This window comes from Variovorax sp. GW821-FHT09B05 (assembly GCF_059418265.1).
Genome location: NZ_JBWKPN010000004.1, coordinates 311,432 through 337,526, shown reverse-complemented (window position 1 = coordinate 337,526; position 26,095 = coordinate 311,432). Strand labels below are relative to the sequence as shown.

The following is a 26,095-nucleotide window of genomic DNA, read 5'->3' as shown; positions in this document are numbered from 1 at the left end:
CGGCTCAGCCGCGTCGGCGCGCGGCACGGAAATCGGGCGCGCGCTTCGCGAGAAAGGCTTCCACGCCTTCGCGCGATTCCGCCGTGCCGTAGTAGAGCGCCAGCGCCTCGAAACCCAGCGCGCCGATGGCGCGGATGTTCTCGGAGTCCGCATTGAACGAGCGCTTCGCGATCGCGATGGCGGTCGGGCTCTTCGCCAGGATCTCGGCACACCAGCGCGCCACCTCCGCATCGAGTTCGTCGGGCGGAACGACGCGGTTGACCAGGCCCATCGCCAGCGCCTCGTCGGCACCGTAGCGGCGGCACAGAAACCACATCTCGCGCGCCCGCTTCTCGCCGGCCACGCGTGCGAGCAGCGCGGTGCCGAAGCCCGGATCGACCGAGCCCACCTTCGGTCCGACCTGGCCGAAGACCGCATCGGTGCTCGCGATGGCGAGGTCGCACACCGTGACCAGCACGTTGCCGCCGCCGATCGCATAGCCCTGCACGCGCGCGATCACCGGCTTGGGGATGTCACGGATCAGGCTCTGCAGCTCGTCCATCGGCAGGCCGATGGTGCCGCGCCCGCCGTAGCCGCCTTGCCCTTCGCCATGGTCGGACTGGTCGCCGCCCGTGCAGAAGGCCTTGTCGCCGGCACCGGCGAGCACGACCGCGCCGATGTCGCGGTTCCACCCGGCGCGGCCGATCGCGTGCAGCAGCTCTTCCACCGTGCGGCCGCGCAGCGCGTTGTAGCGCGCGGGGCGATCGATGGTGATGCGCGCGACGCCGTCCCTCTCTTCGTAGCGGATGTCCTCGTAGTCGACGTTCGAAACGGTGCTCACAGCGCCGCCTCCACCACCGACAACGCGGCATCGAAGGCTTCCAGCCCCTGCGACAGTTCCTCGCGCGTGATCACGAACGGCGGCGACACCATCGCCACGTTGTACCGGCCATAGGCATGCACACCGCGCTTCATCAAATCACCGTAGAACAGCTTCATCGGCGCCGAGCCCCCGGGATGGTGCCATTCCACCAGCGGCTCGCGCGTCTCGCGGTCCTTCACCAGTTCGAGGCCGAAATGCGCGCCGAGCCCGCGCACATCGCCCACCACCGGGTGCCTGCGCTGCAGTTCGCCAAGCCCCTCGCGCAGCCAGCCCTCGATCTCGAGGGCACGTTCGAACAAGCCCTCCTCGAGGTAGACCCGCAGCGCGGCGACGCCGCCCGCGACGGCCAGCACATGGCCCGCATGCGTGTGGCCCACGTCGAACAGCTCGGTGTCGAAATGGCTCGCCACGCCTTCGCGCACCAGCACGCCACCCAGCGGCGTGTACGAGGAGCTGGCGCCCTTGGCAAAGGACATGAGGTCGGGCAGCACGCCGAGCCGCGTCGCGGCGAAGGCGGCGCCGGTGCGGCCGAAGCCGGTCATCACCTCGTCGTACACCAGCAGGATGCCGTGGCGGTCGCACAGCGCGCGCACGCCCTGCAGGTAGCCCTCGGGATAGATCACCATGCCGCTCGATCCCGTCATCGGCTCGAGCACGATGGCCGCGACGTTGTGCGCGCCCTCGTGCGACAGCACCTGCTCGAGATGCTGCAGCGCGCGCCGCGATTCCTCGGCCGGCTCGCGCGTGTGGAACGGGCTGCGATACGGATAGGGAGTGAAGAACTTCACCATGCCCGGCAGGTTCGGCAGCGGGTCGCGCCACCGGTCCACGCCCGTCAGCGCGCTGCCGCCGATGGTGCTGCCGTGGTAGGAGCGGTAGGCGGTCAGCACCTTGGGCCGCCGCGTGACGAGGCGCGCGATCTTCACCGCATCGTCGTTGGCCTCGCCGCCGCCGCTCGCGAAGTGCACGCGCAGCCCCTCGCTCCAGGGCGAGATGCGGTTCAGCAACTCGGCGTATTCGGCGCGCACGTCGTTGAAGTAGCTCGAGGCCACCCAGCACAGCCGCTCGGCCTGCTGCTGGATCGCGCGTACCACCTTCGGATGCCCGTGGCCCAGCGGCACCGCCACGTAGCCGCTGGTCATGTCGAGATAGGCCTTGCCGTTCGTGTCGTGGAAATGGCAGCCCTTGGCATGCGTGATCACGGGCGGGTTGAGCCCGCCCTGTACCGACCACGACACCAGCACCTGCCGGTAGGCGGCAGGCAGGCTCGCGTTGGCCTGGCCATGGATCTGAAGGTCCATCGTCTGTCCTCTGTGTTGTTGCGTGAAGAAAAGTTGAAGCGGATCGCTGCGATGAAGCATAGGAATGCAGGTCCGTGCGGACAAACCAAAGCTTTGGGGCCTCAGCCGCAAAGCAATTCGCGCTCGCCATGTCCCGCCGATCGTTCTTCCCCACCCCTGAACCTGGAGAGATAGCCATGGCACGCCAGCTTCCACCCATGCTGTCGGTGCGCGTGTTCGAGGCCGCCGCGCGCCACGGCAGCTTCGCCAAGGCCGCGTCGGAACTCTTCGTCTCGGCCGGCGCGGTGGCCCATCAGGTGCGGCAGCTCGAGGACTGGCTCGGCCTGCCGCTGTTCCTGCGCACGCCCCGCTCGGTCGAACTCACCGACGCCGGACAGGCCTACCTGCGCGGCGTCGCGCCGCTGCTCGAGGAACTCGAACGCGTATCGATGCGCTGGCGCCAGCATGCGGAGGGCGCCAGCGAAGTGACGGTCAGCGCCATGCCTTCGTTCGTGACGCGCTGGCTGATGCCGCGGCTTGGCGCGTTCCGTGCCGCGCATCCCACGGTCGAGGTGCGCGTGCTCGCCGCGGTGGCACCGGTGGACTTCGCGCGCGATCGCGTCGACGTGGCGATCCGGCTCGGCTCCGGCCCCTACCCCGGAATGGAGGCACAGCCGCTGCTGCACGAGGCCTTCTATCCCGTCGTGAGCCCGCGCTGGCTGGAACGGCATGGAATGCCCGCGTCGCCGCGCGATCTGCTGGGCAGCGTGCTGTTGCACGACGAGTTCGAACCGCGCATTCCCGAGCAGATCAGCTGGGAGGCGTGGTTCGCGGCCCAGGGCGTGGCACCCGGCGCATCGCTGCGACCGGCTCCCGCCTTGCGCTTCTCGCACAGCTATCTCGCGCTCGATGCCGCGGCCACGGGGCAAGGCGTGGCGCTCGCTTCCGACGTGCTGGCGCGCGATGCGCTGCAGCGCGGCGAACTGGCACGGGCCTGGCCCGACGATCTGCCCGGCCCGTACCGCTACCACCTGCTGTGCCAGCGCGGCGCGCAGGACCGGCCCGCGGTCGCGGCGTTCACGCACTGGCTTCGCTCGGCGGCCGATGCTTTCTGAAGACAGAACGCGGGCGTTTTCGTAGCATGCGCCGATGCAAGCTCCTCCCGAACCCTCGCTGAGCCCCGCCGCACTGGCCTTCCTGCAACAGGCCGGCCTGCCCTACCGCCTGCACGCCCACGCCCCCGTCGTCTCCTTCGAGGACGCGCGCACGCTGCTGCCCTTCGACACCGGCGCAATGGTCAAGTGCCTTGCGTTCCGCCTGCCCGACGGCCGCTACCTGCTGGCCGCGCTGCGGGGCCAGGACCGGGCCGACTACAAGCGCATCGCCGATGCCTTCGGCGTGCGCCGCGCCGACCTGCGGCTCGCGGCCGACGAGGAACTCGCCACCGACCTGCAGATGGTGCCGGGCGGCGTGGCGCCGCTGCCGGTGGGCGGCGCGCGCGTGATCGTCGACGAGGCGGCGGCGCGCCTGGTCACGCTCTACTGCGGCACCGGCCGCAACGATTCCACGCTCGAGATCGAAACGGCCGCGCTGCTGCGCGCCACGGGCGCAGGTGTCGCGCCGCTGGCCAAGCCCTGAGCTACGGCCTATCGTTCACACCTTGTCAGCGCAGCCAGCTGGCGGGCACGGTGATGAGCTGCGGGAACAGCACGAACAGGAACATCAGCCCGGTGAGCGACAGCAGGAAGGGCCACACGCCCTGGATCACTTGGTCCAGGCTCACGCGCGAAGTACCGGCCACCACATTGAGCACGGTGCCCACCGGCGGCGTGAGCAGGCCGATGGCGTTGTTCATGATGAACATCACACCGAAGTAGACGGGGTCGATGCCGGCCTTGTGGATCACGGGCATCAGGATCGGCGTCATGATCAGCACGGTGGGCATCAGGTCGAGCGCGGTGCCCACGATGATCACCAGCACCATGATCACGAACATCAGCAGGATCTTGTTGTCGACGAAGGGCTCGAGCAGTTCGCTGACCTGTGCCGGGATGTTGGCGATGGTGATGAGCCAGGCCGACACCAGCGCCGAGGCCACGAGGAACAGCACGGTGCTCGAGGTCTTGGCGGCGCTGAGCACCAGCTCGGGCAGGCGCGGCATCTCGAGCTCGCGGTAGACGAAGCGGCCCACCACGAAGGCATAGACCACCGCCACCACGGCAGCCTCGGTGGGCGTGAACACGCCGAACTTCATGCCGCCGATGATCACCAGCGGCAACACCAGCGCCCACACGCCGTCGAGCAGCGCGCGGCCCAGGCCGCCGGCGCTGAAGCTGCGCACCGCGACGTTCTTCTCCTTCTTCGCGCACAGCCACCAGGTGGCGGTGAGCGTCAGCGCCATCATGATCCCGGGGAACAGGCCGGCGAGGAACAGCTTGGTGATCGAGATCTGCGCCACCACGCCGAACACCACGATGGCGATCGAGGGCGGGATCACCGGCGCGATGATGCCGCCGGCGGCGATCAGGCCGGCCGCGCGCGGCACGTCGTAGCCGGCCTTGCGCATCATCGGGATCAGGAGCGCCGCGACGGCGGCGGTGTCGGCCACGGCCGAGCCCGAGATGCTCGCGACCACGGTGGCCGCGATGATCGCCACGTAGCCCAGGCCGCCGCGCACGTGGCCGACCAGCGCATCGGCCACCTTGACGATGCGCGCGGACAAGCCGCCCGCGTTCATCAGCTCGCCCGCGAGCATGAAGAAGGGCACCGCCATCAGCGGATAGTTGTTGACGCCCTCGAGCATGTTCTGCGCGAGGATCTGGGTGTCGAAGTTGCCCAGGTGCACCATCAGCGCGACGCCGCAGACGAGCAGCGCGAAGGCGATGGGCATGCCGAAGGCCATGGCCCCGAGCAACGAGGCGATGAAGACGAAGATGGTCATGGATGTCCCGTGTTCTTTCAGTTCGCGCTCACTCGCCCGCGCTGCCGGTGTCGTTGACCAGTTCCTCGCGCGCCATGCGGCCCGTGAAGAGGCGCCACAGCGAGCCGACCAGCATCAGCGCCATGCCCACGCTGCTGACCAGCAGGCAGGCATAGACCAGGCCGATCGGCACGCCGGTGACCGGTGCGCGGTCGTCCATGCCGATCACCACCAGCTTCCAGCTGCCATGCGCGAGCAGCAGGCAGCAGGCCAGCGCGCCGAGGTCGGCCACGCCGCGGCAGAAGCGCTGGCCGCGCTCGCCGAGCCGCGCGACGACGGTCGACATGCCCAGGTGCGCGTTGTCCTTCATCACCAGCAGCGCGCCGACCAGGGTGAGCCACATGAAGACGAAGCGCGAGGCTTCCTCCGAGAACACGATGCCGGAGTTGAAGGCGTAGCGCAGCACGACGTTGCCGAACACGAGCGCGACCATCACGGCCATCATCGCGATCATCAACACGTTGGCGCCGCGTTCGAAGAGGCGGGAAAGCATGGGGGAGTCTCCTGTTGTAGTTGGTTCTTGCACCCGGCCGCTTCAGCGCCCCGGGCCGGCCGGGTCGATGCGGTAGAAGCGCAGGGCGTTGCCGCGCCAGACCGCGTCGCGCGCCGCGTCGTCGAGGCCGTCCAGCCCCTCGGCCACCGCGCGCACCACCTCGGCCATGGGCGCGCGCAGGCCCGACACCGGCAGGTTGCTCGCGAACATGCAGCGCCCGGCGCCGAAGATCTCGACCGTCTCGCGCACCACGCGCACGTTGCTGTCCGCGCTCCAGGGCGCATCGGGCAGGCCGAACTCCGAGAGCTTGACCATCACCTCGGGCAGTGCCGCGAGCGCCCGCATGCCGCGCCGCCAGTGCGCGAGGCCGGCCTCGCTGCGGTCCCAGGGCAGGCCCGCATGCTCGATCGCCACGCGCAGGCCCGGGAAGCGCGCGACGGCCTCGGCCGCTTCCTCCAGGTGCCAGTAGGGCACGCGCACGTCCCACAGCAGGCCGTTGTCGCGCAAGAGGCCCAGGCCCGCGCACCAGCGTTCGTCCTGCAGGGTGCCGGGCTCGCCGCGCACGCTGTGATCGGGGCCGCGCGAGATGCGCGGCTTGCAGCGCACGCCGCGCACCAGCGGCCATTCGGCCTGCGCGCGCATCTGGGCTTCGGCATCGCTCGCGAGGAATTCGACATTGGCCACCACGGCATTCGGAAAGCCGTGTTTCGCGTGGACCGCATGCAGCCAGCGCGTCTCGGCCAGCGACTCGGCGCGCGAGCGCTCGGCCTCCACATGCACCGTGGCCGCCACCGGCAGGCCCTCGGTGGCGGCGCGATAGTCGGCCACGCCGAAGTCGCGCCGCAGCACCGCGTAGTCGCCGAGGAAGAAGGCCTCGGCGTCGTAGCCGTCCTGCAGCCAGGGGAAGTGCCCCTCGCCCAGGTGCCACAGGTGGTGGTGCGCGTCGACGATGGCGGCGGGAAGCACGGCGCTCACGGCTGCGCGTCCATCGCCTTGAGCACCGCGTCGCCGTTCTTCTCGACGTACATCCTGCGGGTCTCCTCGCGCACCACCTGGCGGATGCTCGCGACGTCGGGCGTCTCGTTAATCTGCATGCCCTTGGCGCGCAGCTGGGCGATGGCGTCCTTCTCGCCGTCGTTGTTGAGCTTGCGCTGGAAGTTCGCGGCCGCCGCGGCCTCCTCGAGCATCGCCTTCTGGAACTCGGGCTTGAGCGCATCGAAGCGCGCCTTGTTCATGATCACCACCAGCGGCGTGTAGGCATGGCGCGTGAGCGAGAGGTACTTCTGCACCTCGTACATCTTCGACGACAGCATCAGCGTGGGCGGGTTCTCCTGCCCGTCGACCGCGCCCGACTCGAGCGCGCCGAACACTTCGGCGAAGGGCATCGGCTGCGGGTTCGCGCCCAGCAGCTGGAAGGCCTTGAGGTGCGAGGGATTGGGCGTGGTGCGGATCTTCAGGCCCTTGATGTCGGCCGCGCCGTTGATCGGCCGCTTGTTGTTGCCCAGGCTGCGAAAGCCGATCTCCCAGAAGGCCAGGCCCTTGATCTGGTGCGTGCCGAGTTCGTCGAGCAGCGAGCGGCCGACCGGGCCGTCGAGCGTGCGGTAGGCCTGCTGCGCATCGGCGAACTGATAGGGCAGGTCGAGCGCGTTGAGCTTGGGCGCGAGACCCGTCACGAAGGGGTTGCCGGTGGCGCCGATGTCGATGGTGCCGCTGCGCACGCCGGTCACCAGCGTCACGTCGTTGCCGAGCTGGCTGTTGGCGAAGACCTGGATCTCCACCGCGCCGCCGGTGCGCTCCTTCACGCGCTTCGCGAACTCGAGCGCGGCCTTGTGCTGCGAATCGCTCTCGGGCACGGTGTGGCTGAAGCGCAGCTTGACCGGCGCCTGCGCGGCGGCGCCGCCGGCGCCGAGGCCGAGCAGCGCGGCCAGCAGCGCGCCGGCCAGGGACCTGAAATTCCTGTGCATGTTGTCGTCTCCTGTCGTTGAAATTCGGGGAAGGCGCGTGCCTTGCGGGGGCCGCCGCTCAGACCGTGACCTTGGCTTCCTTGACCACCTTGGCCCACTTGTCCTTCTCGGTACCGATGAACTCGGCGAACTTCGCGGCGCTGCCGCCGCCGTCCTCGGCGCCGTAGCTCGCGAGCTTCTCCGCCACGTCGGGCAGGGCGAGCACGCGGTTGAAGTCCTCGTTCATGCGCTGCACCATCGCGGCATTCATCTGCGCGGGCCCGACCAGGCCGTACCAGGTGCTGGCGTCGAAGCCCGGGTAGCCGAGCTCGGCCACGGTGGGCACCTCGGGATGCGCCTTCGAGCGCCGCGGCCGCGTCTGCGCGATCGCCACCAGCTTGCCGCTGGCCACGTGCGGCGTGGCCGAGGTCATGGTCTCGAAGCTGTAGTCGATCTGGCCGCCGATCAGGTCGGTGAGCATCGGGCCCGAGCCGCGGTAGGGCACGTGCAGCGCATCGACGCCCGCGCGCAGCTTGAAGAGTTCGATCGCCAGGTGCTGCGAGGCGCCCGCGCCCGAGGAGCCGAAGGTCACGGTGCCCGGCTTGTCGCGGCACAGCACCACCAGGTCCTTGACCGTGCGCGCGGGCTTCGAGGGGTTGCAGATCAGCAGGTTCGGCGTGACGCCCACCAGCACCAGCGGCGTGAAGTCGCGCTCCACCACGTAGCCCAGCGTGGGATAGAGCGCGGGCGCGATCGCATGGTTGCTGATGTTGGTCATCAGCAGCGTGGTGCCGTTGTTCGGCTGCTTGGCGACGTACTCGGCGGCGATCACGCCGCCCGCGCCGGCCTTGTTCTCGACCGTGACCGGCACGCCCCAAAGGGTGGCGAGCTTCTGCGCCATCACGCGCGCCATCACGTCGGTGCCGCCGCCCGGCGGAAAGCCGACGACGATACGCACGGGCGCGGTGGGCAGCGGCGCGGTCTGCGCGCGCACGATGGCGAAGGGCAGGGCCGCGCTGGCGGCCAGTGTCGATGCGATGAAGCGGCGGCGTTGCATGGCGTTGTCTCCTTCAGTTCTTTTCGAGGCTTACATCGACTCGGCCAGCAGGGCCTGGTAGTCGGCCACGCTGGCTTCGCGCGGATTGGTCTTGTGGCAGTGGTCCTTGAGCGCGCCCTCGATCACGCGCGGGAACAGGTCGGGCGAGACGTCGAGCGCGGCCAGGCCGGTGGGCAGTCCGAGGCGCGCGCTCATGGCCGAGACGGCCGGCGCCACCTCGTCGCCGCCGCCCAGCCCCATGGCCTGTGCCATGCGCACGAGGCGCTCGTCCTTGCGCATCGACTCGGCTTGCGCGTTGAAGCGGATCACGGCCGGCAGCAGGATCGCGTTGAGCGTGCCGTGGTGCAGGCGCGGCGCGATGCCGCCGAGCGAATGGCTCAGGCTGTGCACGCAGCCCAGGCCCTTCTGGAACGCGAGCGCGCCCTGCATCGAGGCGCTCATCATGTTCAGGCGCGCCTCGCGGTCGCCGGGCGTGGCGGTGGCGCGTTCGATGTGGCGCCAGGCACGGCGCAGGCCGTCGAGCGCGATGCCGTCGGCCGGCGGGTTAAAGGCCGGCGCCATGAAGGTCTCCATGCAGTGCGCGATCGCGTCCATGCCGGTGGCGGCGGTCAGCATCGGCGGCAGGCCCAGCGTGAGTTCGGGATCGCACAGCGCGACGCGCGGCACCAGGTGCGGCGAGAGCACGCCGACCTTGCGGCCGTCGTCGAGGATCAGCACCGCGCCGCGGCCGACCTCGCTGCCGGTGCCGGCCGTGGTGGGCACGGCGATCACCGGCGCGGTGGCCGCGGTGATGCGCGCCGCGCCACCCTCGATGGCCGCGAAGGACTTCAGCGGCCCTTCGTGCGTGGCGCACACGGCCACGCCCTTGGCCAGGTCGATCGGCGAGCCGCCGCCGACCGCGACGATGCCGTCGCAGCGATGCTCGGCGTACAGCGCCACGGCCTCGCGCATCGCGCGTTCGGTGGGGTTGGAGGGCGTGCCGTCGAACACGACGAACTCGCGGCCCGCGCCGAGCTGCGCGGTCACGCGTTCGAGCACGCCCGCGGCGCGCACGCCGGCGTCGGTCACGACCAGCGGTCGCCGGATGCCGAGGCGGTCGCACTCCTGCGCCAGCAGCTGCACAGCGCCGAAATCGATCTGGATCTGGGTGATGTAGTTGATGAGCGCCATGCGCTGGTTCCTTGTCTCGGCGGTGGTCCGGGGTGCCGGTGTCTCGCTTGAGCGAGCACCGGTCGTCGTGGGCCGCGAGTCTAGGAACGGGTGCCGGGGGCGGCAACGTGGATTTACTTGAAGTCCGGGCGAGAAAAATTCACAAGCCGCGGGCTCTGCCGGGCGCGAGTTTTTCTTGAAGACCGCCCCAGTTTTTTTCGTTTGGCCGCGCGCGGACCGCTCCCTAGACTTCGGCCCGTTCGCAACCCGCCCCCCTACGAAAGAGACAAGCCGACATGACCTCGCTCATCCTGGTCGAGCGCGACGACCGCATCGCGACCGTGACCCTCAACAAGCCCGACAAGATGAACGCCATGGACCAGGTCATGTGGCAGGGCCTGGCCGATGCCTTCGCCGAGCTCTCGGCCGACGACGAACTGCGCTGCGTGGTGCTGCGCGGCGCCGGCGGCAAGGCCTTCTCGGCCGGCGCCGACATCGAGGAGTTCCAGCGCAGCCGCGCCAACGCGGCGCAGGCCGCCGCCTATGCCGAGGTCACGCACCGCGCGATGCATGCGATCGCCACCAGCAAGCACCCCACGCTCGCGGTGATCGAGGGCGCCTGCGTGGGCGGCGGGCTCGAGATCGCCACCGTCTGCGACATGCGCATCTGTGGCAGCTCGAGCCGCTTCGGCGTGCCGGTCAACAAGCTCGGCCTGGTGATGTCGTACGGCGAGCTCGGCGGGCTGGTCGACTTGGTCGGCGGCGCGACCGCGCTCGAGATCGTGCTCGAGGGCCGCGTGTTCGATGCCAAGGAGGCCTTCGAGAAGCGCCTGGTGAACCGCGTGGTCGACGACGCCGCGGTGCTCGAGCAGGGCTACGCGACCGCGCGGCGCATCGCCAACGGCGCGCCGCTGGTGGCGCGCTGGCACAAGAAGTTCGTGCGCCGGCTGGCGCAGCCCGCGCCGCTGTCGGCCGAGGAGAACGCCGAGGCTTACGCCTGCTTCGACACCGAGGACTTCCGCATCGGCTTCCAGGCCTTTCTGGCCAAGAGCAAGCCGGTCTTCACGGGCCGCTGAGCCCGCCACCCTCTTTCCAGATCCGGAGCCCCCGCGTGACCCTTCCCCTTTCCCGCATCAAGGTCCTCGACGTCAGCCAGATCATGGCCGGCCCTTTCTGCTGCATGCTGCTCGGCGACATGGGCGCGGACGTCATCAAGGTCGAGACGCCCGGCATCGGCGACCAGACCCGCCGCTCGATGGGCTTTCGCCTCAAGGGCGCCGACAGCGGCGGCTTCCTCGCGCTCAACCGCAACAAGCGCAGCATCGAGATCGACCTCAAGAACCCGGCCGGCCTCGAGGCCTTCTACGCGCTCGTGAAGGAGGCCGACGTGCTGGTCGAGAACAACCGCCCCGGCGTGGCCGCGCGGCTGAAGATCGACTACGAGACCCTGCGCCAGCTCAACCCGCGGCTGGTGTACGCGAGCATCTCGGGCTTCGGCCAGACCGGCCCCTGGGCCAAGCGCCCGGGCCTGGACCTGATCGCGCAGGCCATGACCGGCGTGATGAGCGTGATGGGCCATCCGGGCGAGCCGCCGGTGAAGTCGGCGATCCCGCTGGCCGACCTGGGCGCGGGCCTGTTCGCGGCCTACGGCATCCTCAGCGCGGTGATCGGCCGCGGCCTCACGGGCGAGGGCCAGTTCGTCGACGCCTCGCTGTTCGAGACCGCGCTGGGCCTGTCGGTGTGGGAGTCGGCCGAGTACTGGGGCACGGGCCAGGTGCCCACGCCGATCGGCAGCGCCAACCGCATGAGCGCGCCCTACCAGGCGGTGCGCGCCTCCGACCGGCCCTTCGTCATCGGCGCGGCCAACCCCAAGCTCTGGACCGCGCTGTGCGGCGTGATCGGGCGCGAGGACCTGGTGCGCGACGCGCGCTTCACCGACAACGTGCTGCGCATCCGCAACCGCGTGGTGCTGATCGAGGAACTGGAGCGCGAGTTCGCGCGTCGCACCGCCACCGAGTGGGTCGATGCGCTGCTGGCCGCGGGCGTGCCGGCCGCGCCGATCTACGACTACGCCGAGGCCCTGGCGAGCGAACAGGCGGTGGCGCGCAACATGGTGCTGAAGATCCAGCATCCGGTGGAGGGCGAGACACGCGCCCTGGGCTTTCCGGTCAAACTCGGCGGCACGCCGCAGCAGGTGCGGCACCCGGCGCCACTGCTGGGCCAGCACACCGAGCAGGTGCTCGGCGAGATCGGCATGACGGCCGAGGACATCGCCGTGCTGCGAAGCAGCGGCGCGTTCGGCGCGGCGCATGCCGCGGCCGACGCGACGGCGGACTGAGACACGCAAGAAACACAACGAGACGGAGACAAGACCATGCAGGAAAGCACCATCGACCTCTCGCGCCGCCGCTGGCTCGGCGCCATCCCCGCGCTCTCGGGTGCGCTGCTGCTCGCACCCGGCTTCGCACGGGCGCAGGCCGGCGCCTATCCGCACAAGCCGATCGAGCTGGTCGTGCCCTGGCAGGCCGGTGGCGGCGCCGACGTGGTGGGCCGGGCCTTCGGCGCGGCGGTCGCCAAGTACCTGCCGCAGCCGGTGGTCGTCATCAACAAGCCCGGCGCCAGCGGCGTGCTCGGGCTGGGCGACGTGGTCAACGCCAAGCCCGACGGCTACCGCATCGTGCTGTCGTCGACCGAACTGACCTTTCTCAACCACCTGGGCCTGGCCAAGTTCTCGTACAAGGACCTGCGCCCGATCGCGCGGCTCAATGCCGACCCGGCCGCGGTCGTGGTGCGCGCCGATGCGCCCTACGCCACGCTCGAGCAGTTCCTCGAGGCCGCGCGCAAGGGCGACGCGAACATCCGCGTGGGCAATGCGGGCCACGGCTCGACCTGGCACATGGCGGCCGCCGCGCTGGCCGAGAAGACCGGCGCGAAGTTCAACCACATCCCCTATGCCGGCGGCGCGCCCGCGGTGCTGGCGCTGCTCGGCGGCCACATCGACGCGGTGACCGTGAGCACGGCCGAGGTGTCGAGCTACGTGGCCGCGGGCAAGCTCAAGGCGCTGGCCGTGATGGCCGACCGGCGCGTGGCCGACGGCTTCGAGAAGATCCCGACGCTCAAGGAACGCAACATCGACCTGTCGATCGGCATCTGGCGCGGCCTGTCGGCGCCGCGCGGCACGCCCGACGACGTGATCGCGGTGCTCAAGGGCGCGGTCGCGAAGGCCGTGAAGGAACCGGCGTGGCTCGAAGCGCTGGCCAAGCTGCACTTCAGCACCGACACCTATGCCGACGATGCCGCGCTCGAGGCGGTGATGGCCAGGGAGAGCGAGTTCTTCAAGGCGCTGGCGGGCAAGATCAATCTGTCGAGCTGAGGCACGGCCGAGAATCGCGCGATGGCTTTCGAATTCAGCGAACCCTTCGTCGACGCGCACCAGCACTTCTGGCACCTCGATGCGCATCCCTATCCCTGGCTGCAGGGCGAGACGGTGCCGAACTTCCGCTACGGCGACTACGCGGCGCTGAAGCGCAACTACCTGCCGGCCGATCTCGCGCGCGACACGCGCGACTTCGCGCCGGCGCGCACGGTGCACATCGAGGCCGAGTGGGAGCGCGCCGACCCGGTGGCCGAAACCCGCTGGCTCACCGGCCTCGCGGCCACCGAGGGCCGGCCCTCGGCGATCGTCGCGCATGCGACGCTCGATCGCGGCGACGTGGCCGAGGTGCTCGCGGCGCAGGCCGCGTTCGCGCTGGTGCGCGGCATCCGCCACAAGCCGGTGACGGCCTCATCGGCTGCCGGGGCCGCACGCGGCGTGGCGGGCTCGATGGACGATCCGCGCTGGCGCGCGGGCTATGCGCTGCTCGAGACGCACGGGCTCTCGTTCGACCTGCAGGCGCCGTGGTGGAACCTCGACCAGGCCACGCAGCTCGCGCGCGACTTTCCGCGCACGCTGCTGATCCTCAACCACAGCGGCCTGCCCGCGGACCGCAGCGCCGAGGGCCTCGCGGGCTGGCGCCGCGCGCTCGAGCGTCTGGCCGATGCGCCCAACACCGCGATCAAGATCTCGGGCCTGGGCCAACGCGGCCTGCCATGGACCGAGGAGGCCAACGTGCCGCTGATCCGCGACGCGATCGCGATCTTCGGCGCGTCGCGCTGCATGTTCGCGAGCAACTTCCCGGTCGACAGCCTGGTGGCCAGCTACGAGACGATCCTGCGCGGCTTTCTCGCGGCCATCGCCGGGCACTCCGACACGGAACGCCGGCAGCTGCTGCACGACAACGCCGTGCGGCTCTACCGGCTCTGAGCCGCCGCCTCGTCCTTCGCGCGCTCTTCGTGCACCCATGACACGAAGGCCGCGATGCGCGCATCGGCGGCGCGGTCCTGCGGATAGACCATGAAGTAGGAGAACTCCACCGGCAGCGTGACATCGAAGGGCCGCACCAGCAGGCCGTCGGCCAGGTCCTTCATCACCCAGTTCTTCTTCACCAGCGCCACGCCGAGCCCGTCGACCGCGGCGGCGATCACCAGGTGGCTGGGCCAGAACGAGGGGCCGCGCGTCACGTCCACGTCGCTCACGCCCGCATGTTCGAGCCACATGCCCCAGTCGGGATTGCTCACGTCGCTGTAGGTGCTGTTGTCGTGCAGCAGCACGTGGTGCCGAAGGTCGGCCGGCGTGCGCAGCGGATGCTCTCCCTGCATCAGCGCAGGGCTGCAAACCGGGAACACCTCGACCGGCAGGCACAGCTCGGAGTGCAGGCCCGGGTAGATGCCGCGGCCATAGCGCACCGCCATGTCGAAGTCCTCGCGCGTGAAGTCGACCATGTGCTTGGAGGTCGAGATCTCGAGGTCGATGTCGGGGTAGGCCTGCATGAAGCGGCGCATGCGCGGGATCAGCCACTTGACCGCGAAGGTCGGCGGCAGGTTGATCTTGAGCGAGGGCGTGCCTTGCGACTGGCGCAGCTGCTGCGTCGCGTACATCACCTGCTTGAAGGCTTCCTGGATACCGGGCAGGTAGGCCTTGCCGGCCGCGGTGAGCGCAAGCGACTTGGTGTCGCGCACGAACAGCGCGATGCCGAGGTTCTCCTCGAGCGTCTTGATCTGGTGGCTCACGGCCGAGGGCGTGACGAAGAGCTCGTCGGCCGCGCGCGTGAAGCTCAAGTGCCGCGCCGCGACCTCGAAGGCACGCAGCGGATTGAGCGGGGGAATGGGGCGCGACATGGTGGACGGATTCCTTCGGGAGCGGGCACGGGACGGGGGCGCGGGGCCTTCAATATTTTCTACGCAATGCTTCGAGAAAAACTCGTTTGCCGCGCCGCGCCGCGATTCCTAGACTGCCCTTCGCACCGACGCACGGCCAGTCGGGACAACGTCAATTGACGCTCAACGCTTTCGGACCAACCCCATGAACCCAGAACTGCGCCCAGGCGCCCTCGCCCGCCGCGAACTCGTGATCGACCGCCCGCGCACCGTCGACTTCCTCGGCGAGGACCTGCGCATCTATGCCACGCCCGAGCTGGTGCGCGACGTCGAGCAGACCTGCCTCGACTTCCTGCTCGACCACGTGGGCGCGGGCGAATCCTCGGTCGGCACCGCGATCGCGCTCAAGCACGTGGGCGCCACGCTGCTGGGCCAGCCGGTGCGCATCGAGGCGCGGGTGCGCACGGTCGACGGCCGCGGCGTGGACTTCGAGTTCACGGTGCACGAAGGCGACAAGGAAGTCGCGAGCGGCACCCACAGCCGCTTCGTCGTCGACGTCGCGCGGCTGCGCGCGAAGGTGCACGCGGCCGTCGCCAAGGGCACGAACGCCTCGTGAGTTCCTGATCTTCCGCGGGCCACTGCCCGCGGCCCCCCGTGCCGGACAGCGGCGCGCCAGCACTTTCGGTGCGGGCGTGCGGCCGTTCCTCACCCGCGCGGCGAAAGCCGAATCCGCAACCTGGTTGCATCTTCAAAAAGAAACGAGACAGACCGATGTTCAAGACCCTCGCCTCCGCCCTCTTCGCACTGGCCACCGCCTGTGCCTCGCTCGCCTTCAGCGCCTCGGCCGGCGCGCAGGACCTGACCGGCAAGGTCACGCGCACGCCCACCGGCTACCTGATGGTGCTGCGCAACGGCGACGACGTGCTCGCGCACCTCGAGCGCCTCGCCGTGGTCGAACAGATACCGAGCGCCAGCATCGTGGGCATCGGCTTCATGCGCGAGGCCACCTTCGGCTTCTACGACTTCGCGAAGAAGGTCTTCAACCCGAAGACCTTCAAGGACGTGGAGCTCGCCAACCTCACGGGCTCGATCGCCTGGAAGGAAGGCAAGCCCTCGATCCATGCCCACGGCATCGTGACCGACGGCAGCTTCATCGGCGCGGGCGGCCACCTGCTGGGACTGACCGTGGGCACGGGCTCGTGCGAGATCACGGTGATCCTGCATCCGCAGCGGCTCGAGCGCTTCGTCGATCCTGCCATCGGGGCGAATGTGCTGGGGTTGCACCCGGGCGCGAAGTAGACGGCATGCGGGCGTGAAAGGGGCTGGCGCGGGCCGGTGACACGGCGCTGTAACACGGCTTGCATGTTGGCTTCGTATCTTCCGGGGACCCACGACAACAACCCACAACAGAGGGATCCCCATGCACGCCACTCCCACGACGCCGCGCGCGCGGCTCGACGCACGCCGCCTTCGCTGGCTCGCCGCCTTCGCCGCGCTCGCATCATTCGCCGCCCTGCAGGCATGCAACGGCGGCGGCTCCTCGAGCAGCTTCGTTCCGGTGGCCGGTGCGCCCGCAGCGCCGCCGGCTTCCGCGCCGCCGCCCGCGCCCGACGCGGCCACGGCCGACGCCAACCTGCAGGCCGCCTGGGTCGAGATCGGCGACGGCAACGCGGCCTTCGCGCGCGTCATCACCAGCTACGCCGCGCCCGCCGCCGACACGGCGGCCGATGCGAACGCCACCTGCCCGCAGATCACGGTCGACGGCAAGGCCAGCCGCATGAGCCTGCGCATCGGCTCCGGCTCGATGCCGCTGCGCACCACGGCCAGCGATCCCGCCGACTCGAAGCCTTCGGAATTTCCGGTGTCGACCTGCGAGGCGACCCTTCCCTCGGGGGCGAAGCAGGTCGCCGTCGGCAGCCGCGCGCTGCCGCTGCCAAAGGCCGAGCCGCAGCGCATCCTGGTGCTGGCCGACACCGGCTGCCGCCTGAAGAAGGCCGACAACGCCTACCAGCCCTGCAACGACAGCAGCGTGTGGCCGTTCGCGCCGCTGGCCGCCACCGCCGCCGGCTTCGATCCCGACCTGGTGCTGCACATCGGCGACTACCACTACCGCGAGAACGCCTGCCCGGCCGACGTGGCCGGCTGCAAGGGCAGCCCCTGGGGCTATGGCTGGGACACCTGGCAGGCCGACTTCTTCAGGCCCGCCGCGCCGCTGCTCGCGAAAGCCCCCTGGGTGCTGGTGCGCGGCAACCACGAGGAGTGCGCGCGCGGCGGCCAGGGCTGGTACCGCTTCCTCGACACGCGCGCCTACGCCGACAAGCGCTCGTGCAACGACCCGGCCAACGACAGCACGGGCAACTATGCCGAGCCCTATGCCGTCTCGCTGGGCGGCGGCTCGCAGGTCATCGTGTTCGACTCGGCCAAGGCCGGCAAGGCGGCGCTGAAGACCGACGACCCGCAGTTCATCGCCTACCAGAAGCAGTTCCAGGCCGTGGCGGCGCTGGCGGCGAAGCCGGGCATGAGCACCACCATCTTCACCAACCATCACCCGATCCTGGCCTTCGCGCCGGTGGCGGGCGCGACGCCCGCGCCGGGCAACCTCGCGCTGCAGTCCGTGATGAACAACCTCTATGCGAAGGCCTACTACCCGAGCGGCGTGCATATCGCGCTGCACGGCCACGTGCATGACTTCCAGGCGCTGAACTTCGCCACCGACCATCCGGCCACCGTGGTGACGGGCAACGGCGGCGACAACCTGGACGTGGCGCTGCCCGACCCGCTGCCCGCCGGCACCACCCCCGCGCCCGGCGTGACGATCGACCGCATCACGCACCACAACACCTTCGGCTTCATGCTGATGGAGCGCAAGAAATCCCCCGACGTGGGCTGGACCTTCAAGGCCTACACCGTGGCCGGCAAGCTGCTCGCCACCTGCGGGCAGACCGGCCGGGCGCTGAGCTGCGACAAGACCGGCTTCCTGACGCCGTGACGCGGCGCACGACGCGCTTCCCCCCGCTCGCGGGCGCCGCGCTCGCCCTGGGCGCGGCCTGCCTCGGATGGATCGTGGGGGCCGCGGGCGCCGCCCCCGGATCGATGCAGGTCATCGGCCCCGGCGGCCCCGCGAGCCAGGTGATCGAGCACATCGGCGCCACGCCGAAGCTCGCCGCGCGCGTCGACCCCACGGCCGCCGTGTTCCGGCCCGATCCCGCGCTGGCGGCCCTGGGCAAGCGCCTCTTCTTCGACACCCGGTTGTCGCAGCCGCAAGGGCTGTCGTGCGCCGGTTGCCACGACCCGCTGCGCGCCTTCACGTCGACGCTGAATGCGCCATCGCTCGCGGGGCCGCGCACGCCGCAGGGCAGCCGCGCGGGCCGCTTCAGCGCGCGCACCGCGCCCTCGCTGCTGTACGTGCGCTACGTGCCGCGGCGCCACTTCTACCAGGACGACGACGCGCCCTACGCATCGCCGTTCGGCGGCCTGTTCGCCGACGGCCGCGCCGACACGCTGGCCGAGCAGGTCCGCGGCCCGCTGTTCGATCCCGACGAGATGAACAACGCCTCGCCGCGCAGCCTGCTGCGCAAGGTACGCGCCACCGAGCTCGCGCCGGCGCTGTCGCAGGCGCTGGGACCCGAGGTGCTGCGCGATCCGCAGCGCATGGTCCAGGGCATCGGCCTGGCGCTGCAGGCCTACCTCCAGAGCGACGAGATGGCGCCCTTCAGCTCGCGCTTCGACGACTATCTGCGCCAGCGCACGCCGCTGACGCCGCAGGAGATGCGCGGCCTGGCGCTGTTCAAGAATCCGGACAAGGGCAACTGCATGTCCTGCCATACGCTCTCGGACACCGCGAGCCGGCCCGAGCGCTCGCTGTTCACCGACTTCGGCTACGACGCGATCGCCGTGCCGCGCAACCTGGCGTTGCCCGCGAACCGCGAGGCGCGCCACTTCGACAACGGGCTCTGCCGCACGGCCTCGCAACTGCGCTGGCCCGATCCCGGCCAGTGGTGCGGCTACTTCCGCACCCCGGGCCTGCGCAACGTCGCGGTGCGCCAGAGCTTCATGCACAACGGCACCTTCGCCACGCTGCGCGAGGCGGTGGCCTTCTACGCCACGCGTTCGACCGATCCGGCCAAGTGGTACCACGGCCACGCCACCTTCGACGACGTGCCCGCCGCGCATCGCGCGAACATCAACGTGAACTCGACGCCGATGAACCGCCGCCCGGGCAGCACGCCAGGGCTCAGCGACGAGGAGATCGACGCGATCAGCGCCTTCCTCGGCACGCTGACCGATGCGCGCTACGAGGCGGCCATGCGCGCACCCGGCGTTGCCGCGGTGGCGAACGCGCCCGCGACCCGGTAGCGCCGAAGGCGGCTGTCGACCACGCGCACACCGGGCGCGCCGGTGTCGTTCCCGCACACACGGCGGGCGACGCGAAGACACACCGGATCCGCACGCGCGACGGCGCCGCTCCAGAGGGAAAAACAGGGTGCGGGCACCGCGTGCGGGGCGCGGACGGCGACCGGGGCATGGCGATTGCAGAACGACTGGCTCTCAACATCACCTGGAGCCTCGAACATGCAAGAACCTCTATGGGACCAGTTCCTGACCGCGCGCGACAAGGCGGTCTTCGCCACCTCCGGCTTCGGCGCCAGGGGCGGCTTCGGCAAGCGGCCGGCGCTGCTGGTCATCGACGTGAGCTATGCCTTCTGCGATGAGAAGCCGGTGCCGATCCTCGAATCGATTCGCAACTGGCACACCTCCTGCGGCGAGGACGCCTGGCTCGCGATCCCGCACATCCGCGCACTGATCGACAAGAGCCGCGAACGCGGCGTGCCGGTGATCTACACCACCGGCGTGCGCCGCGCCGACAGCTGGGATGGCGGCAGCTGGCGCTGGAAGGATGCGCGCCTGAGCGACGACGGCGAGCAGATCGCGAAGTCCTCGCGCGGCGCGAACGAGATCGTCGCCGAGATCGCGCCGGGGCCGCGCGACCTCGTAGTCCTCAAGCAGAAGCCCTCGGGCTTCTTCGGGACCAACCTCGCGAGCTATCTCACCTTGCTGGGCTGCGACAGCGTGATCGTGACCGGCACCACCACCTCGGGCTGCGTGCGCGCGACGGTGATCGACGCCTTCAGCCTCAACTACCGCGTGGCGGTGGCGGAGGACGGCTGCTTCGACCGCGCGCAGGCCAGCCACGCGATCAACCTGTGCGACATGCACGCGAAGTACGCGGACGTGGTGAAGACCGCGGAGCTGCTCGACTATCTCGGCACCTTGCCCGCCGGCCAGTTCGAACTGCCTGACGGGCAGCCCGCGATGGCCTGATTTTTCCGGGTGTCCGGCTGTACGCGCGCGCGACAGCCGAGGCGCCCGATCTGTCTGCGCGGCAGACAGACCCGGCGGCCACCGGGCGCCGCGCGGCCTGGGTTCCGCTGGCACGGAACCTGCCCCCTGGCATCACCACCCGCCCCGCGAGACACGGCCGCCGAGCCGATGCCAGCGGGGTCGCATCGAATCGTAGAGGAGCACATATGAGATCGAGAACTCGCGCTTTCGCGTCGCGGCTGCTGGCCGCATCCCTGTTCGCGGCGGGCCTGCTGCCGCTGTCGGCACTGGCCGAGAAGGTCCTGCGCGTCGGCATGACCGTGGCCGACATCCCGCTGACCACCGGACAGCCGAGCCAGGGCACCGAGGGCCTGCGCTTCATGGGCGGCACGGTCTACGACTCGCTCGTGAGCTGGGACCTGTCGAGCGCGGACAAGACCGCGGTGCTGCGGCCCGCGCTGGCCGAGAGCTGGTCGGTCTCGGCCACCGACAAGACGCTGTGGACCTTCAAGCTGCGCCGCGGCGTGAAGTTCCACGACGGTTCCGAGTTCAACGCCGATGCCGTGGTCTGGAACCTCGAGAAGCTGATGAAGCGCGACGCGCCGCAGTTCGACCAGGCCCAGTCGACCCAGGGCTCGCAGTACTACAGCGCGATCAGCGGCTGGGCCAAGGTCGACGACCACACGGTGCAGATCCGCACCGCCAAGCCCGATGCGGTGCTGCCCTACAACCTGGTCAACATCTTCTTCTCGAGCCCGAAGCGCTGGGCCGAGGTGGGCAAGGACTGGAACAAGTTCGCCGCCCAGCCCTCGGGCACCGGCCCGTGGATCCTGCAGAAGCTGGTGCCGCGCGAGCGCGCCGAGCTGGTCCGCAACGCGCAGTACTGGGATGCGGCGCGGGTGCCGAAATCCGACCGCCTGGTGCTGCTGCCGATGCCCGATCCGAACACGCGCGTGGCCGCGCTGCTGTCGCGGCAGGTCGACTGGGTGGAAGCGCCGCCGCCCGACGCGGTGCCGCGCCTGCGGCAGGCCGGCATGCAGATCGTGACCAACAAGTACCCGCATGTCTGGGCCTACCAGATCAGCCTGCTCGACGACTCACCGCTGAAGGACGTGCGCGTGCGCAAGGCCGCCAACCTCGCGATCGATCGCGAGGGCATGGTGAAGCTGCTGGGCGGGCTCGCGCTGCCGGCCAAGGGCATGGTCACGCCGGGCCATCCGTGGTTCGGCAGCCCGGCCTTCGACATCAAGTACGACCCGGCCGCCGCCACCAGGCTGCTGGCCGAGGCGGGCTACAGCAAGAGCAACCCGGCACGCATCAAGATCGTGATCGCACCCTCGGGCTCGGGCCAGATGCAGCCGCTGTCGATGAACGAGCTGATCAAGGAGAACTACAAGCAGGTCGGCATCGACCTCGAGTTCGAGGTGATGGACTGGGAAGCACTGCGCGCGCGCCGCCGCGCCGGCGCCTGGGCGCCCGAGAACAAGGGCCGCCACGGCGTCAACAACAGCTGGGGCTTCTGGGACCCGGACATCGCGCTGATCAAGACCGCGGCCTCGTTCGAGCCGGTGCCCACGGGCTACAACTGGGGCCGCTTCAACGACCCGAAGGCCGACGAGCTGGTGACGCGCGCGCGCACCACCTTCGATCCCAAGGAGCAGGACCGCATCCTGGCCGATCTGCATGCGCGCATCGTCGACCAGGCGATGTGGATCTGGGTCGTGCACGACGTGAACCCGCGCGCGCTGTCGCCGCGCGTCAAGGGCTTCGTGCAGGCGCAGAGCTGGATCCAGGACCTGACGCCGGTCGTGGTGGACTGAGCGCCGGACACCGCCATGTTCGTCTACTTCCTGCGTCGCCTGCTCTACACCGTGCCGATCGCGCTCGGCGTGTCGCTGTTCTGCTTCGCGCTGATCCACCTGGCACCGGGCGATCCGCTGAGCGCGGTGCTGCCCGAGAGCGCCAGCCCGCAACTGGTGGCCGAGGTGCGAGCCGCCTACGGCTTCGATCGCTCGCTGCCCGAGCAATACCTGAAATGGCTAGGCCACGTGCTCACCGGCGACTTCGGCCAGTCGACAGTGACGCGCCGCCCGGTGCTCGACGAAGTGGCACCCGCGGTGGTCAACACCTTCGCGCTCGCCGCGGCCGCCACGCTGCTGGGCATGTCGGCGGGCCTGCTGCTCGGGCTGGTGGCGGGCTTTCGCAGCGGCAGCACGCTCGACCGCGCGGTGACCACCGTGGCGGTCACCGGCGTGAGCATTCCGCACTACTGGCTCGGCATGGTCCTGGTGGTGGTGTTCTCGGTCAACCTGGGCCTGCTGCCCGCGATGGGCATGGGCTCGCAGGGCGCCGACACCACCTTCTCGTTGAGCGCCGACAGCCTGCGCGCGCTGGTGCTGCCCGCGATCGCGATGGCGGTGATCCCGGCCGGCATCGTGGCGCGCACGGTGCGCAGCACGGTCGCCGAGGTGCGCAAGCGCGAGTTCGTGCAGACGCTCCATGCCAAGGGGCTGCAGCCCTTCGGCGTGTTCGTTCACATCGTGAAGAACGCGGCGCCCACGGTGCTGGCCATTGCCGGCCTGCAGCTCGCGCAGCTGCTCGGCGGCTCGATCCTGGTGGAGACGGTGTTCTCGTGGCCGGGCACCGGCTTCCTGCTGAACACCGCCATCTTCACGCGCGACCTGCCGGTGCTGCAGGGAACCATCCTCGTGCTGTCGATGTTCTTCGTCTTCATCAACCTCGCCGTGGACCTGGTCCAGACGATGTTCGATCCGCGCATCAAGCGCAGCTGAGCCATGAACCGGATTCTCCCTCTTCGTCCCGCGGCCGTGCCACCGGTACCTGCCGTACCCGCTCCCGCAGCCGCATCGCGGCGGCCGGTCTCGCGCAGCTTCTGGCAGCAGGTGGCGCGCCGGCTCGCGCGCGATCCGCTCACGCTGACCTGCCTGGCCGTGCTGCTGCTGGTGATCGCGCTGGCCGTGTTCGCGCCGTGGGTGGCGCCGCACGATCCCTTCGCCACCAGCATGACGCGGCGGCTGCTGCCGCCCGGCGACGCCAGCCACTGGCTCGGCACCGACGAGCTCGGCCGCGACCTGCTCTCGCGCCTGCTGCACGGCGGGCGCAACTCGCTGTTCATGGGCTTCATGCCGGTGCTGTTCGCCACGGCGATCGGCGCCACGCTCGGCATCGTCGCGGGCTACGCGGGCGGCGCGCTCAACATGGCGATCATGCGCGTGGTCGACGTGTTCTACGCCTTCCCCTCGGTGCTGCTGGCGGTCGCGATCTCGGGCGTGCTCGGCGCGGGCATGCTCAACAGCCTGGTGTCGCTCACGCTGATCTTCGTGCCGCCGATCGCGCGCGTGGCCGAGAGCGTGACCACCCAGGTGCGCTCGCAGGACTACGTGGACGCGGCGCGCGCCACCGGCGCCTCCGCGCTGCGCATCGTGCTCGGCCATGTGCTGAGCAACGTGCTCGGGCCGATCCTGATCTATGCCTCGAGCCTGGTCAGCGTGTCGATCGTGATCGCCTCCGGCCTGAGCTTCCTGGGCCTGGGCGTGGTGCCGCCCGAAGCCGAGTGGGGGCTGATGCTCAACACGCTGCGCCAGTCGATCTACGTCGCGCCGCTCAACGCCATCCTGCCGGGCGTGATGATCTTCCTGACCTCGATCTGTTCCAACCTCATCAGCGACGGCCTTCGCGCGGCCATGGACGTGCACGCATGAACTCCCTCCCGCACCTCACCCTCGCGCCCGCCGATGCGCCACCCGACGCCGCGTCGCGCCCGGTCATCCTGCGCGTCGCGGGGCTGCGCAAGCACTTCCCGCTCAAGTCCGGCCTGCTCGGGCGCGTCACGGCCCACGTCAAGGCGGTGGACGGCATCGGCTTCGAGGTCCACGACGGCGAGACGCTCGGCATCGTCGGCGAATCGGGCTGCGGCAAGTCCACCTCGGCACGGCTGCTGATGCGCCTGATCGAACCCGACGAAGGCGTGGTCGAGGTCGACGGCCACGTGGCCGGCCACGCCACCAGCGCGGCCACGCGCGCGATGCGCAAGAAGATGCAGATGGTGTTCCAGGACAGCCATGCCTCGCTGAACCCGAGGCTGACCATCGAGGACTCGGTGATGTTCGGCCTCAAGGCCGCCGGCACGCCCACCGCCATGGCGCGCGAACGCGCGCGCGAGACGCTCGGACTGGTCGGCCTCGCGCCCGACCTGTTCGCGCAGCGCTATCCGCACGAACTCTCGGGCGGCCAGCGCCAGCGCGTGAACATCGCGCGCGCGCTGGCACTGGGCCCGCGCGTGCTGATCCTCGACGAGGCCGTCTCGGCACTCGACAAGTCGGTGGAGGCCCAGGTGCTCAACCTGCTGCAGGAGCTCCAGCGCCGGCTGCGCCTGACCTATCTCTTCATCTCGCACGACCTCAACGTGGTGCGCCACGTCAGCGACCGCGTGATGGTGATGTACCTCGGCAAGGTGATCGAGGTGGCGCCGGCCGGGCGGCTCTACGAGGCGCCACTGCATCCCTACACGCAGGGCCTGCTGGCTTCGCGCCTCTCGATGGACCCGCGCCGGCGCATCGAGAAGGCGCCGCTCGCGGGCGATCCGCCAAACCCGGTCGACCCGCCCTCGGGCTGCCGCTTCCGCACCCGCTGCACGATCGCCGAGCCCGTGTGCGCGGCGGCCGAACCGCCGCTTGCCCGCGCCGAGGCGGGGCACGTGGTCGCCTGCCACGCCTGCACGGCGGGCTCGGGCCACAGCCTCGCCAGCCCTTCGAATCCGAATCGACCGTGAGCAGGACCATGCCCTCCCACTCCTCTCCCCTCCCCTCCTCGGCCGACGCGCCGCTGGTCCAGGTACGCGACCTCACGGTGCGCTTCGTCTCGCGCGATCTCGACATCCCGGTGGTCGGCGGCGTCAGCTTCGACGTGCACCGCGGCCAGGTGCTCTGTCTGCTCGGCGAATCGGGTTCGGGCAAGAGCGTGACCCTGCGCGCGCTGATGCGGCTGTTCCCGCCGACGGCGCGCATCGGCGGCGAGATCCTCATCGACGGCATCCGCATCCTCGACCTGCCAGCCTCGCGGCTGCGCAGCGTGCGTGGTGGGCTGGTGTCGATGGTGTTCCAGGAACCGATGACGGCCTTCGACCCGGTGTTCCGCATCGGGCGCCAGATCGCCGAGACCGTGGCCTGCCACGACGGCGTCTCGGTGAAGGACGGCCATCGGCGCGCGCTGGAGCTGTTCGAGCTGGTGCAGATCCCGTCCGCGCAGCGGCGCCTCGAGGCCTACCCGCACGAGCTGTCGGGCGGGCTGCGCCAGCGCGCCATGATCGCGCTGGCGCTGGCCTGCCGCCCGCGGCTGCTGCTGGCCGACGAACCGACCACCGCGCTCGACGCCACGGTGCAGATCCAGATCCTGCTGCTGCTGCGCCAGCTGCAGCAGGAGCTCGGCATGGCCACCATCTTCGTCACCCACGACCTCGGCGTGGCCTGCGAAGTCGCCGACCGCATCGCCGTGATGTACGCGGGGCGCTTCGTCGAATCGGGCCCGGTGGCCGAGGTGATGGATGCGCCGCGCCATCCCTACACCCAGGGCTTGCTGCGCGCGACGGTGCATGGCGGCACCGGTGGCCGCCCGCTCGATTCGATTCCCGGCTCGGTGCCCGACCTCAACGACCTGCCGCCGGGCTGCGCCTTCGCGCCGCGCTGCGCCCGGGTGCAGCCGCGCTGCGCGATGGGCGTGCCGCCGAACCTGGAGGTGGGACGCGCGCATCTCGCGCGCTGCGTGCGGCTCGCGGCCTGAGGCGGCGGCGCGCA

25 protein-coding genes are annotated in these 26,095 nt (G+C 70.2%); 16 read left to right on the top strand and 9 right to left on the bottom strand.

Annotated features, from left to right (window positions below):
* Positions 1-4: 4 nt before the first annotated feature.
* Both AC07RM_RS13300 and AC07RM_RS13295 read right to left on the bottom strand, forming a co-directional pair.
* Positions 5-820 (bottom strand): enoyl-CoA hydratase-related protein, encoded by an 816-nt coding sequence (locus AC07RM_RS13300; RefSeq protein ID WP_495334798.1) that lies wholly within the window; start codon positions 818-820, stop codon positions 5-7.
* Positions 817-2,163, bottom strand: coding sequence for an aminotransferase class III-fold pyridoxal phosphate-dependent enzyme (locus tag AC07RM_RS13295; RefSeq protein ID WP_495334797.1), 1,347 nt, complete (start codon positions 2,161-2,163; stop codon positions 817-819). The genes AC07RM_RS13300 and AC07RM_RS13295 overlap by 4 nt, the downstream gene beginning before the upstream one ends.
* Positions 2,164-2,339: 176 nt before the next feature.
* Here AC07RM_RS13295 and gcvA point away from each other — a divergent pair, with 176 nt between their 5' ends.
* Both gcvA and AC07RM_RS13285 read left to right on the top strand, forming a co-directional pair.
* Entirely contained in the window at positions 2,340-3,257 is a 918-nt protein-coding gene (gene gcvA, locus AC07RM_RS13290) for a transcriptional regulator GcvA (protein ID WP_495334796.1), read from the top strand.
* A gap of 34 nt (positions 3,258-3,291) precedes the next feature.
* A complete protein-coding gene (locus AC07RM_RS13285; RefSeq protein WP_495334795.1) occupies positions 3,292-3,780 on the top strand; it encodes a YbaK/EbsC family protein in 489 nt (162 codons plus the stop codon).
* A gap of 25 nt (positions 3,781-3,805) precedes the next feature.
* Here AC07RM_RS13285 and AC07RM_RS13280 read toward each other — a convergent pair whose 3' ends face one another.
* From AC07RM_RS13280 to gbd, 6 genes are read right to left on the bottom strand one after another with little or no spacing between them, the layout of a single operon-like run.
* Positions 3,806-5,083: a TRAP transporter large permease subunit gene (locus tag AC07RM_RS13280; protein WP_261206450.1), complete on the bottom strand. Its 1,278-nt coding sequence runs from the start codon at positions 5,081-5,083 to the stop codon at positions 3,806-3,808.
* A 28-nt stretch (positions 5,084-5,111) separates the two neighbouring features.
* Complete coding sequence (locus AC07RM_RS13275; RefSeq protein WP_395347075.1) at positions 5,112-5,615, bottom strand: TRAP transporter small permease; 504 nt, start codon at positions 5,613-5,615, stop codon at positions 5,112-5,114.
* Between the two features lie 42 nt (positions 5,616-5,657).
* On the bottom strand, positions 5,658-6,590 hold the full coding sequence (locus AC07RM_RS13270; RefSeq protein WP_495334794.1) for an amidohydrolase family protein: 933 nt from the start codon (positions 6,588-6,590) through the stop codon (positions 5,658-5,660).
* Positions 6,587-7,579, bottom strand: coding sequence for a TRAP transporter substrate-binding protein (locus AC07RM_RS13265; RefSeq protein ID WP_093352731.1), 993 nt, complete (start codon positions 7,577-7,579; stop codon positions 6,587-6,589). Before AC07RM_RS13265 ends, AC07RM_RS13270 begins: the two co-directional genes overlap by 4 nt.
* 58 nt (positions 7,580-7,637) lie before the next feature.
* Positions 7,638-8,615, bottom strand: a complete 978-nt coding sequence (locus AC07RM_RS13260) for a Bug family tripartite tricarboxylate transporter substrate binding protein (RefSeq protein ID WP_495334793.1) — start codon at positions 8,613-8,615, stop codon at positions 7,638-7,640.
* A gap of 30 nt (positions 8,616-8,645) precedes the next feature.
* Positions 8,646-9,785, bottom strand: a complete 1,140-nt coding sequence (gbd, locus tag AC07RM_RS13255; protein ID WP_495334792.1) for a 4-hydroxybutyrate dehydrogenase — start codon at positions 9,783-9,785, stop codon at positions 8,646-8,648.
* 275 nt (positions 9,786-10,060) lie between these two features.
* Between gbd and AC07RM_RS13250 the strand changes: the two genes are divergently transcribed.
* Genes AC07RM_RS13250 through AC07RM_RS13235 form a run of 4 tightly spaced genes read left to right on the top strand, consistent with a single transcriptional unit; the run spans position 10,061 to position 14,067 of the window.
* Positions 10,061-10,840, top strand: a complete 780-nt coding sequence (locus AC07RM_RS13250) for an enoyl-CoA hydratase/isomerase family protein (protein WP_093352737.1) — start codon at positions 10,061-10,063, stop codon at positions 10,838-10,840.
* A gap of 35 nt (positions 10,841-10,875) precedes the next feature.
* A complete protein-coding gene (locus AC07RM_RS13245; RefSeq protein ID WP_495334791.1) occupies positions 10,876-12,102 on the top strand; it encodes a CaiB/BaiF CoA transferase family protein in 1,227 nt (408 codons plus the stop codon).
* A gap of 36 nt (positions 12,103-12,138) precedes the next feature.
* Positions 12,139-13,137, top strand: a complete 999-nt coding sequence (locus tag AC07RM_RS13240; protein ID WP_495334790.1) for a Bug family tripartite tricarboxylate transporter substrate binding protein — start codon at positions 12,139-12,141, stop codon at positions 13,135-13,137.
* A gap of 21 nt (positions 13,138-13,158) precedes the next feature.
* A complete protein-coding gene (locus tag AC07RM_RS13235) occupies positions 13,159-14,067 on the top strand; it encodes an amidohydrolase family protein (protein WP_495334789.1) in 909 nt (302 codons plus the stop codon).
* On the opposite strand, the gene AC07RM_RS13230 is transcribed toward AC07RM_RS13235, so the two are convergent.
* Positions 14,055-14,981, bottom strand: a complete 927-nt coding sequence (locus tag AC07RM_RS13230) for a transcriptional regulator GcvA (RefSeq protein ID WP_398498645.1) — start codon at positions 14,979-14,981, stop codon at positions 14,055-14,057. The two genes, AC07RM_RS13235 and AC07RM_RS13230, sit on opposite strands and share 13 nt — an antisense overlap.
* Positions 14,982-15,165: 184 nt before the next feature.
* Between AC07RM_RS13230 and AC07RM_RS13225 the strand changes: the two genes are divergently transcribed.
* The 10 genes from AC07RM_RS13225 (at position 15,166) to AC07RM_RS13180 (ending at position 26,081) form a co-directional block, all read left to right on the top strand.
* A complete protein-coding gene (locus AC07RM_RS13225) occupies positions 15,166-15,576 on the top strand; it encodes a thioesterase family protein (RefSeq protein ID WP_495334788.1) in 411 nt (136 codons plus the stop codon).
* A gap of 155 nt (positions 15,577-15,731) precedes the next feature.
* A complete protein-coding gene (locus tag AC07RM_RS13220) occupies positions 15,732-16,259 on the top strand; it encodes a PPC domain-containing DNA-binding protein (RefSeq protein ID WP_093352756.1) in 528 nt (175 codons plus the stop codon).
* 121 nt (positions 16,260-16,380) lie between these two features.
* Positions 16,381-17,949, top strand: coding sequence for a metallophosphoesterase family protein (locus AC07RM_RS13215; protein ID WP_495334787.1), 1,569 nt, complete (start codon positions 16,381-16,383; stop codon positions 17,947-17,949).
* Complete coding sequence (locus AC07RM_RS13210; RefSeq protein WP_495334786.1) at positions 17,946-19,316, top strand: cytochrome-c peroxidase; 1,371 nt, start codon at positions 17,946-17,948, stop codon at positions 19,314-19,316. The genes AC07RM_RS13215 and AC07RM_RS13210 overlap by 4 nt, the downstream gene beginning before the upstream one ends.
* Before the next feature lie 216 nt (positions 19,317-19,532).
* Positions 19,533-20,282, top strand: a complete 750-nt coding sequence (locus tag AC07RM_RS13205; protein WP_495320146.1) for an isochorismatase family protein — start codon at positions 19,533-19,535, stop codon at positions 20,280-20,282.
* 206 nt (positions 20,283-20,488) lie between these two features.
* Entirely contained in the window at positions 20,489-22,102 is a 1,614-nt protein-coding gene (locus AC07RM_RS13200; protein WP_495334785.1) for an ABC transporter substrate-binding protein, read from the top strand.
* 15 nt (positions 22,103-22,117) lie between these two features.
* Positions 22,118-23,074: an ABC transporter permease gene (locus AC07RM_RS13195; RefSeq protein ID WP_495334784.1), complete on the top strand. Its 957-nt coding sequence runs from the start codon at positions 22,118-22,120 to the stop codon at positions 23,072-23,074.
* Between the two features lie 3 nt (positions 23,075-23,077).
* Positions 23,078-24,004: an ABC transporter permease gene (locus AC07RM_RS13190; protein WP_495334783.1), complete on the top strand. Its 927-nt coding sequence runs from the start codon at positions 23,078-23,080 to the stop codon at positions 24,002-24,004.
* Entirely contained in the window at positions 24,001-25,074 is a 1,074-nt protein-coding gene (locus AC07RM_RS13185; RefSeq protein WP_495334782.1) for an ABC transporter ATP-binding protein, read from the top strand. Before AC07RM_RS13190 ends, AC07RM_RS13185 begins: the two co-directional genes overlap by 4 nt.
* 8 nt (positions 25,075-25,082) lie before the next feature.
* Positions 25,083-26,081, top strand: coding sequence for an ABC transporter ATP-binding protein (locus AC07RM_RS13180; RefSeq protein WP_495334781.1), 999 nt, complete (start codon positions 25,083-25,085; stop codon positions 26,079-26,081).
* Positions 26,082-26,095: the final 14 nt, after the last annotated feature.

Bases quoted from the DNA above. Each gene is read 5' to 3' on its own strand.
- AC07RM_RS13250 (WP_093352737.1), top strand. From the start codon at position 10,061: ATGACCTCGCTCATCCTGGTCGAGCGCGACGACCGCATCGCGACCGTG.
- AC07RM_RS13230 (WP_398498645.1), bottom strand. From the start codon at position 14,981: ATGTCGCGCCCCATTCCCCCGCTCAATCCGCTGCGTGCCTTCGAGGTC.
- AC07RM_RS13220 (WP_093352756.1), top strand. From the start codon at position 15,732: ATGTTCAAGACCCTCGCCTCCGCCCTCTTCGCACTGGCCACCGCCTGT.
- AC07RM_RS13235 (WP_495334789.1), top strand. From the start codon at position 13,159: ATGGCTTTCGAATTCAGCGAACCCTTCGTCGACGCGCACCAGCACTTC.
- AC07RM_RS13285 (WP_495334795.1), top strand. From the start codon at position 3,292: ATGCAAGCTCCTCCCGAACCCTCGCTGAGCCCCGCCGCACTGGCCTTC.
- AC07RM_RS13295 (WP_495334797.1), bottom strand. From the start codon at position 2,163: ATGGACCTTCAGATCCATGGCCAGGCCAACGCGAGCCTGCCTGCCGCC.
- AC07RM_RS13240 (WP_495334790.1), top strand. From the start codon at position 12,139: ATGCAGGAAAGCACCATCGACCTCTCGCGCCGCCGCTGGCTCGGCGCC.
- AC07RM_RS13190 (WP_495334783.1), top strand. From the start codon at position 23,078: ATGAACCGGATTCTCCCTCTTCGTCCCGCGGCCGTGCCACCGGTACCT.
- AC07RM_RS13180 (WP_495334781.1), top strand. From the start codon at position 25,083: ATGCCCTCCCACTCCTCTCCCCTCCCCTCCTCGGCCGACGCGCCGCTG.
- AC07RM_RS13200 (WP_495334785.1), top strand. From the start codon at position 20,489: ATGAGATCGAGAACTCGCGCTTTCGCGTCGCGGCTGCTGGCCGCATCC.
- AC07RM_RS13260 (WP_495334793.1), bottom strand. From the start codon at position 8,615: ATGCAACGCCGCCGCTTCATCGCATCGACACTGGCCGCCAGCGCGGCC.
- AC07RM_RS13195 (WP_495334784.1), top strand. From the start codon at position 22,118: ATGTTCGTCTACTTCCTGCGTCGCCTGCTCTACACCGTGCCGATCGCG.
- AC07RM_RS13225 (WP_495334788.1), top strand. From the start codon at position 15,166: ATGAACCCAGAACTGCGCCCAGGCGCCCTCGCCCGCCGCGAACTCGTG.
- AC07RM_RS13205 (WP_495320146.1), top strand. From the start codon at position 19,533: ATGCAAGAACCTCTATGGGACCAGTTCCTGACCGCGCGCGACAAGGCG.
- AC07RM_RS13185 (WP_495334782.1), top strand. From the start codon at position 24,001: ATGAACTCCCTCCCGCACCTCACCCTCGCGCCCGCCGATGCGCCACCC.
- gbd (WP_495334792.1), bottom strand. From the start codon at position 9,785: ATGGCGCTCATCAACTACATCACCCAGATCCAGATCGATTTCGGCGCT.
- gcvA (WP_495334796.1), top strand. From the start codon at position 2,340: ATGGCACGCCAGCTTCCACCCATGCTGTCGGTGCGCGTGTTCGAGGCC.
- AC07RM_RS13215 (WP_495334787.1), top strand. From the start codon at position 16,381: ATGCACGCCACTCCCACGACGCCGCGCGCGCGGCTCGACGCACGCCGC.
- AC07RM_RS13265 (WP_093352731.1), bottom strand. From the start codon at position 7,579: ATGCACAGGAATTTCAGGTCCCTGGCCGGCGCGCTGCTGGCCGCGCTG.
- AC07RM_RS13280 (WP_261206450.1), bottom strand. From the start codon at position 5,083: ATGACCATCTTCGTCTTCATCGCCTCGTTGCTCGGGGCCATGGCCTTC.
- AC07RM_RS13275 (WP_395347075.1), bottom strand. From the start codon at position 5,615: ATGCTTTCCCGCCTCTTCGAACGCGGCGCCAACGTGTTGATGATCGCG.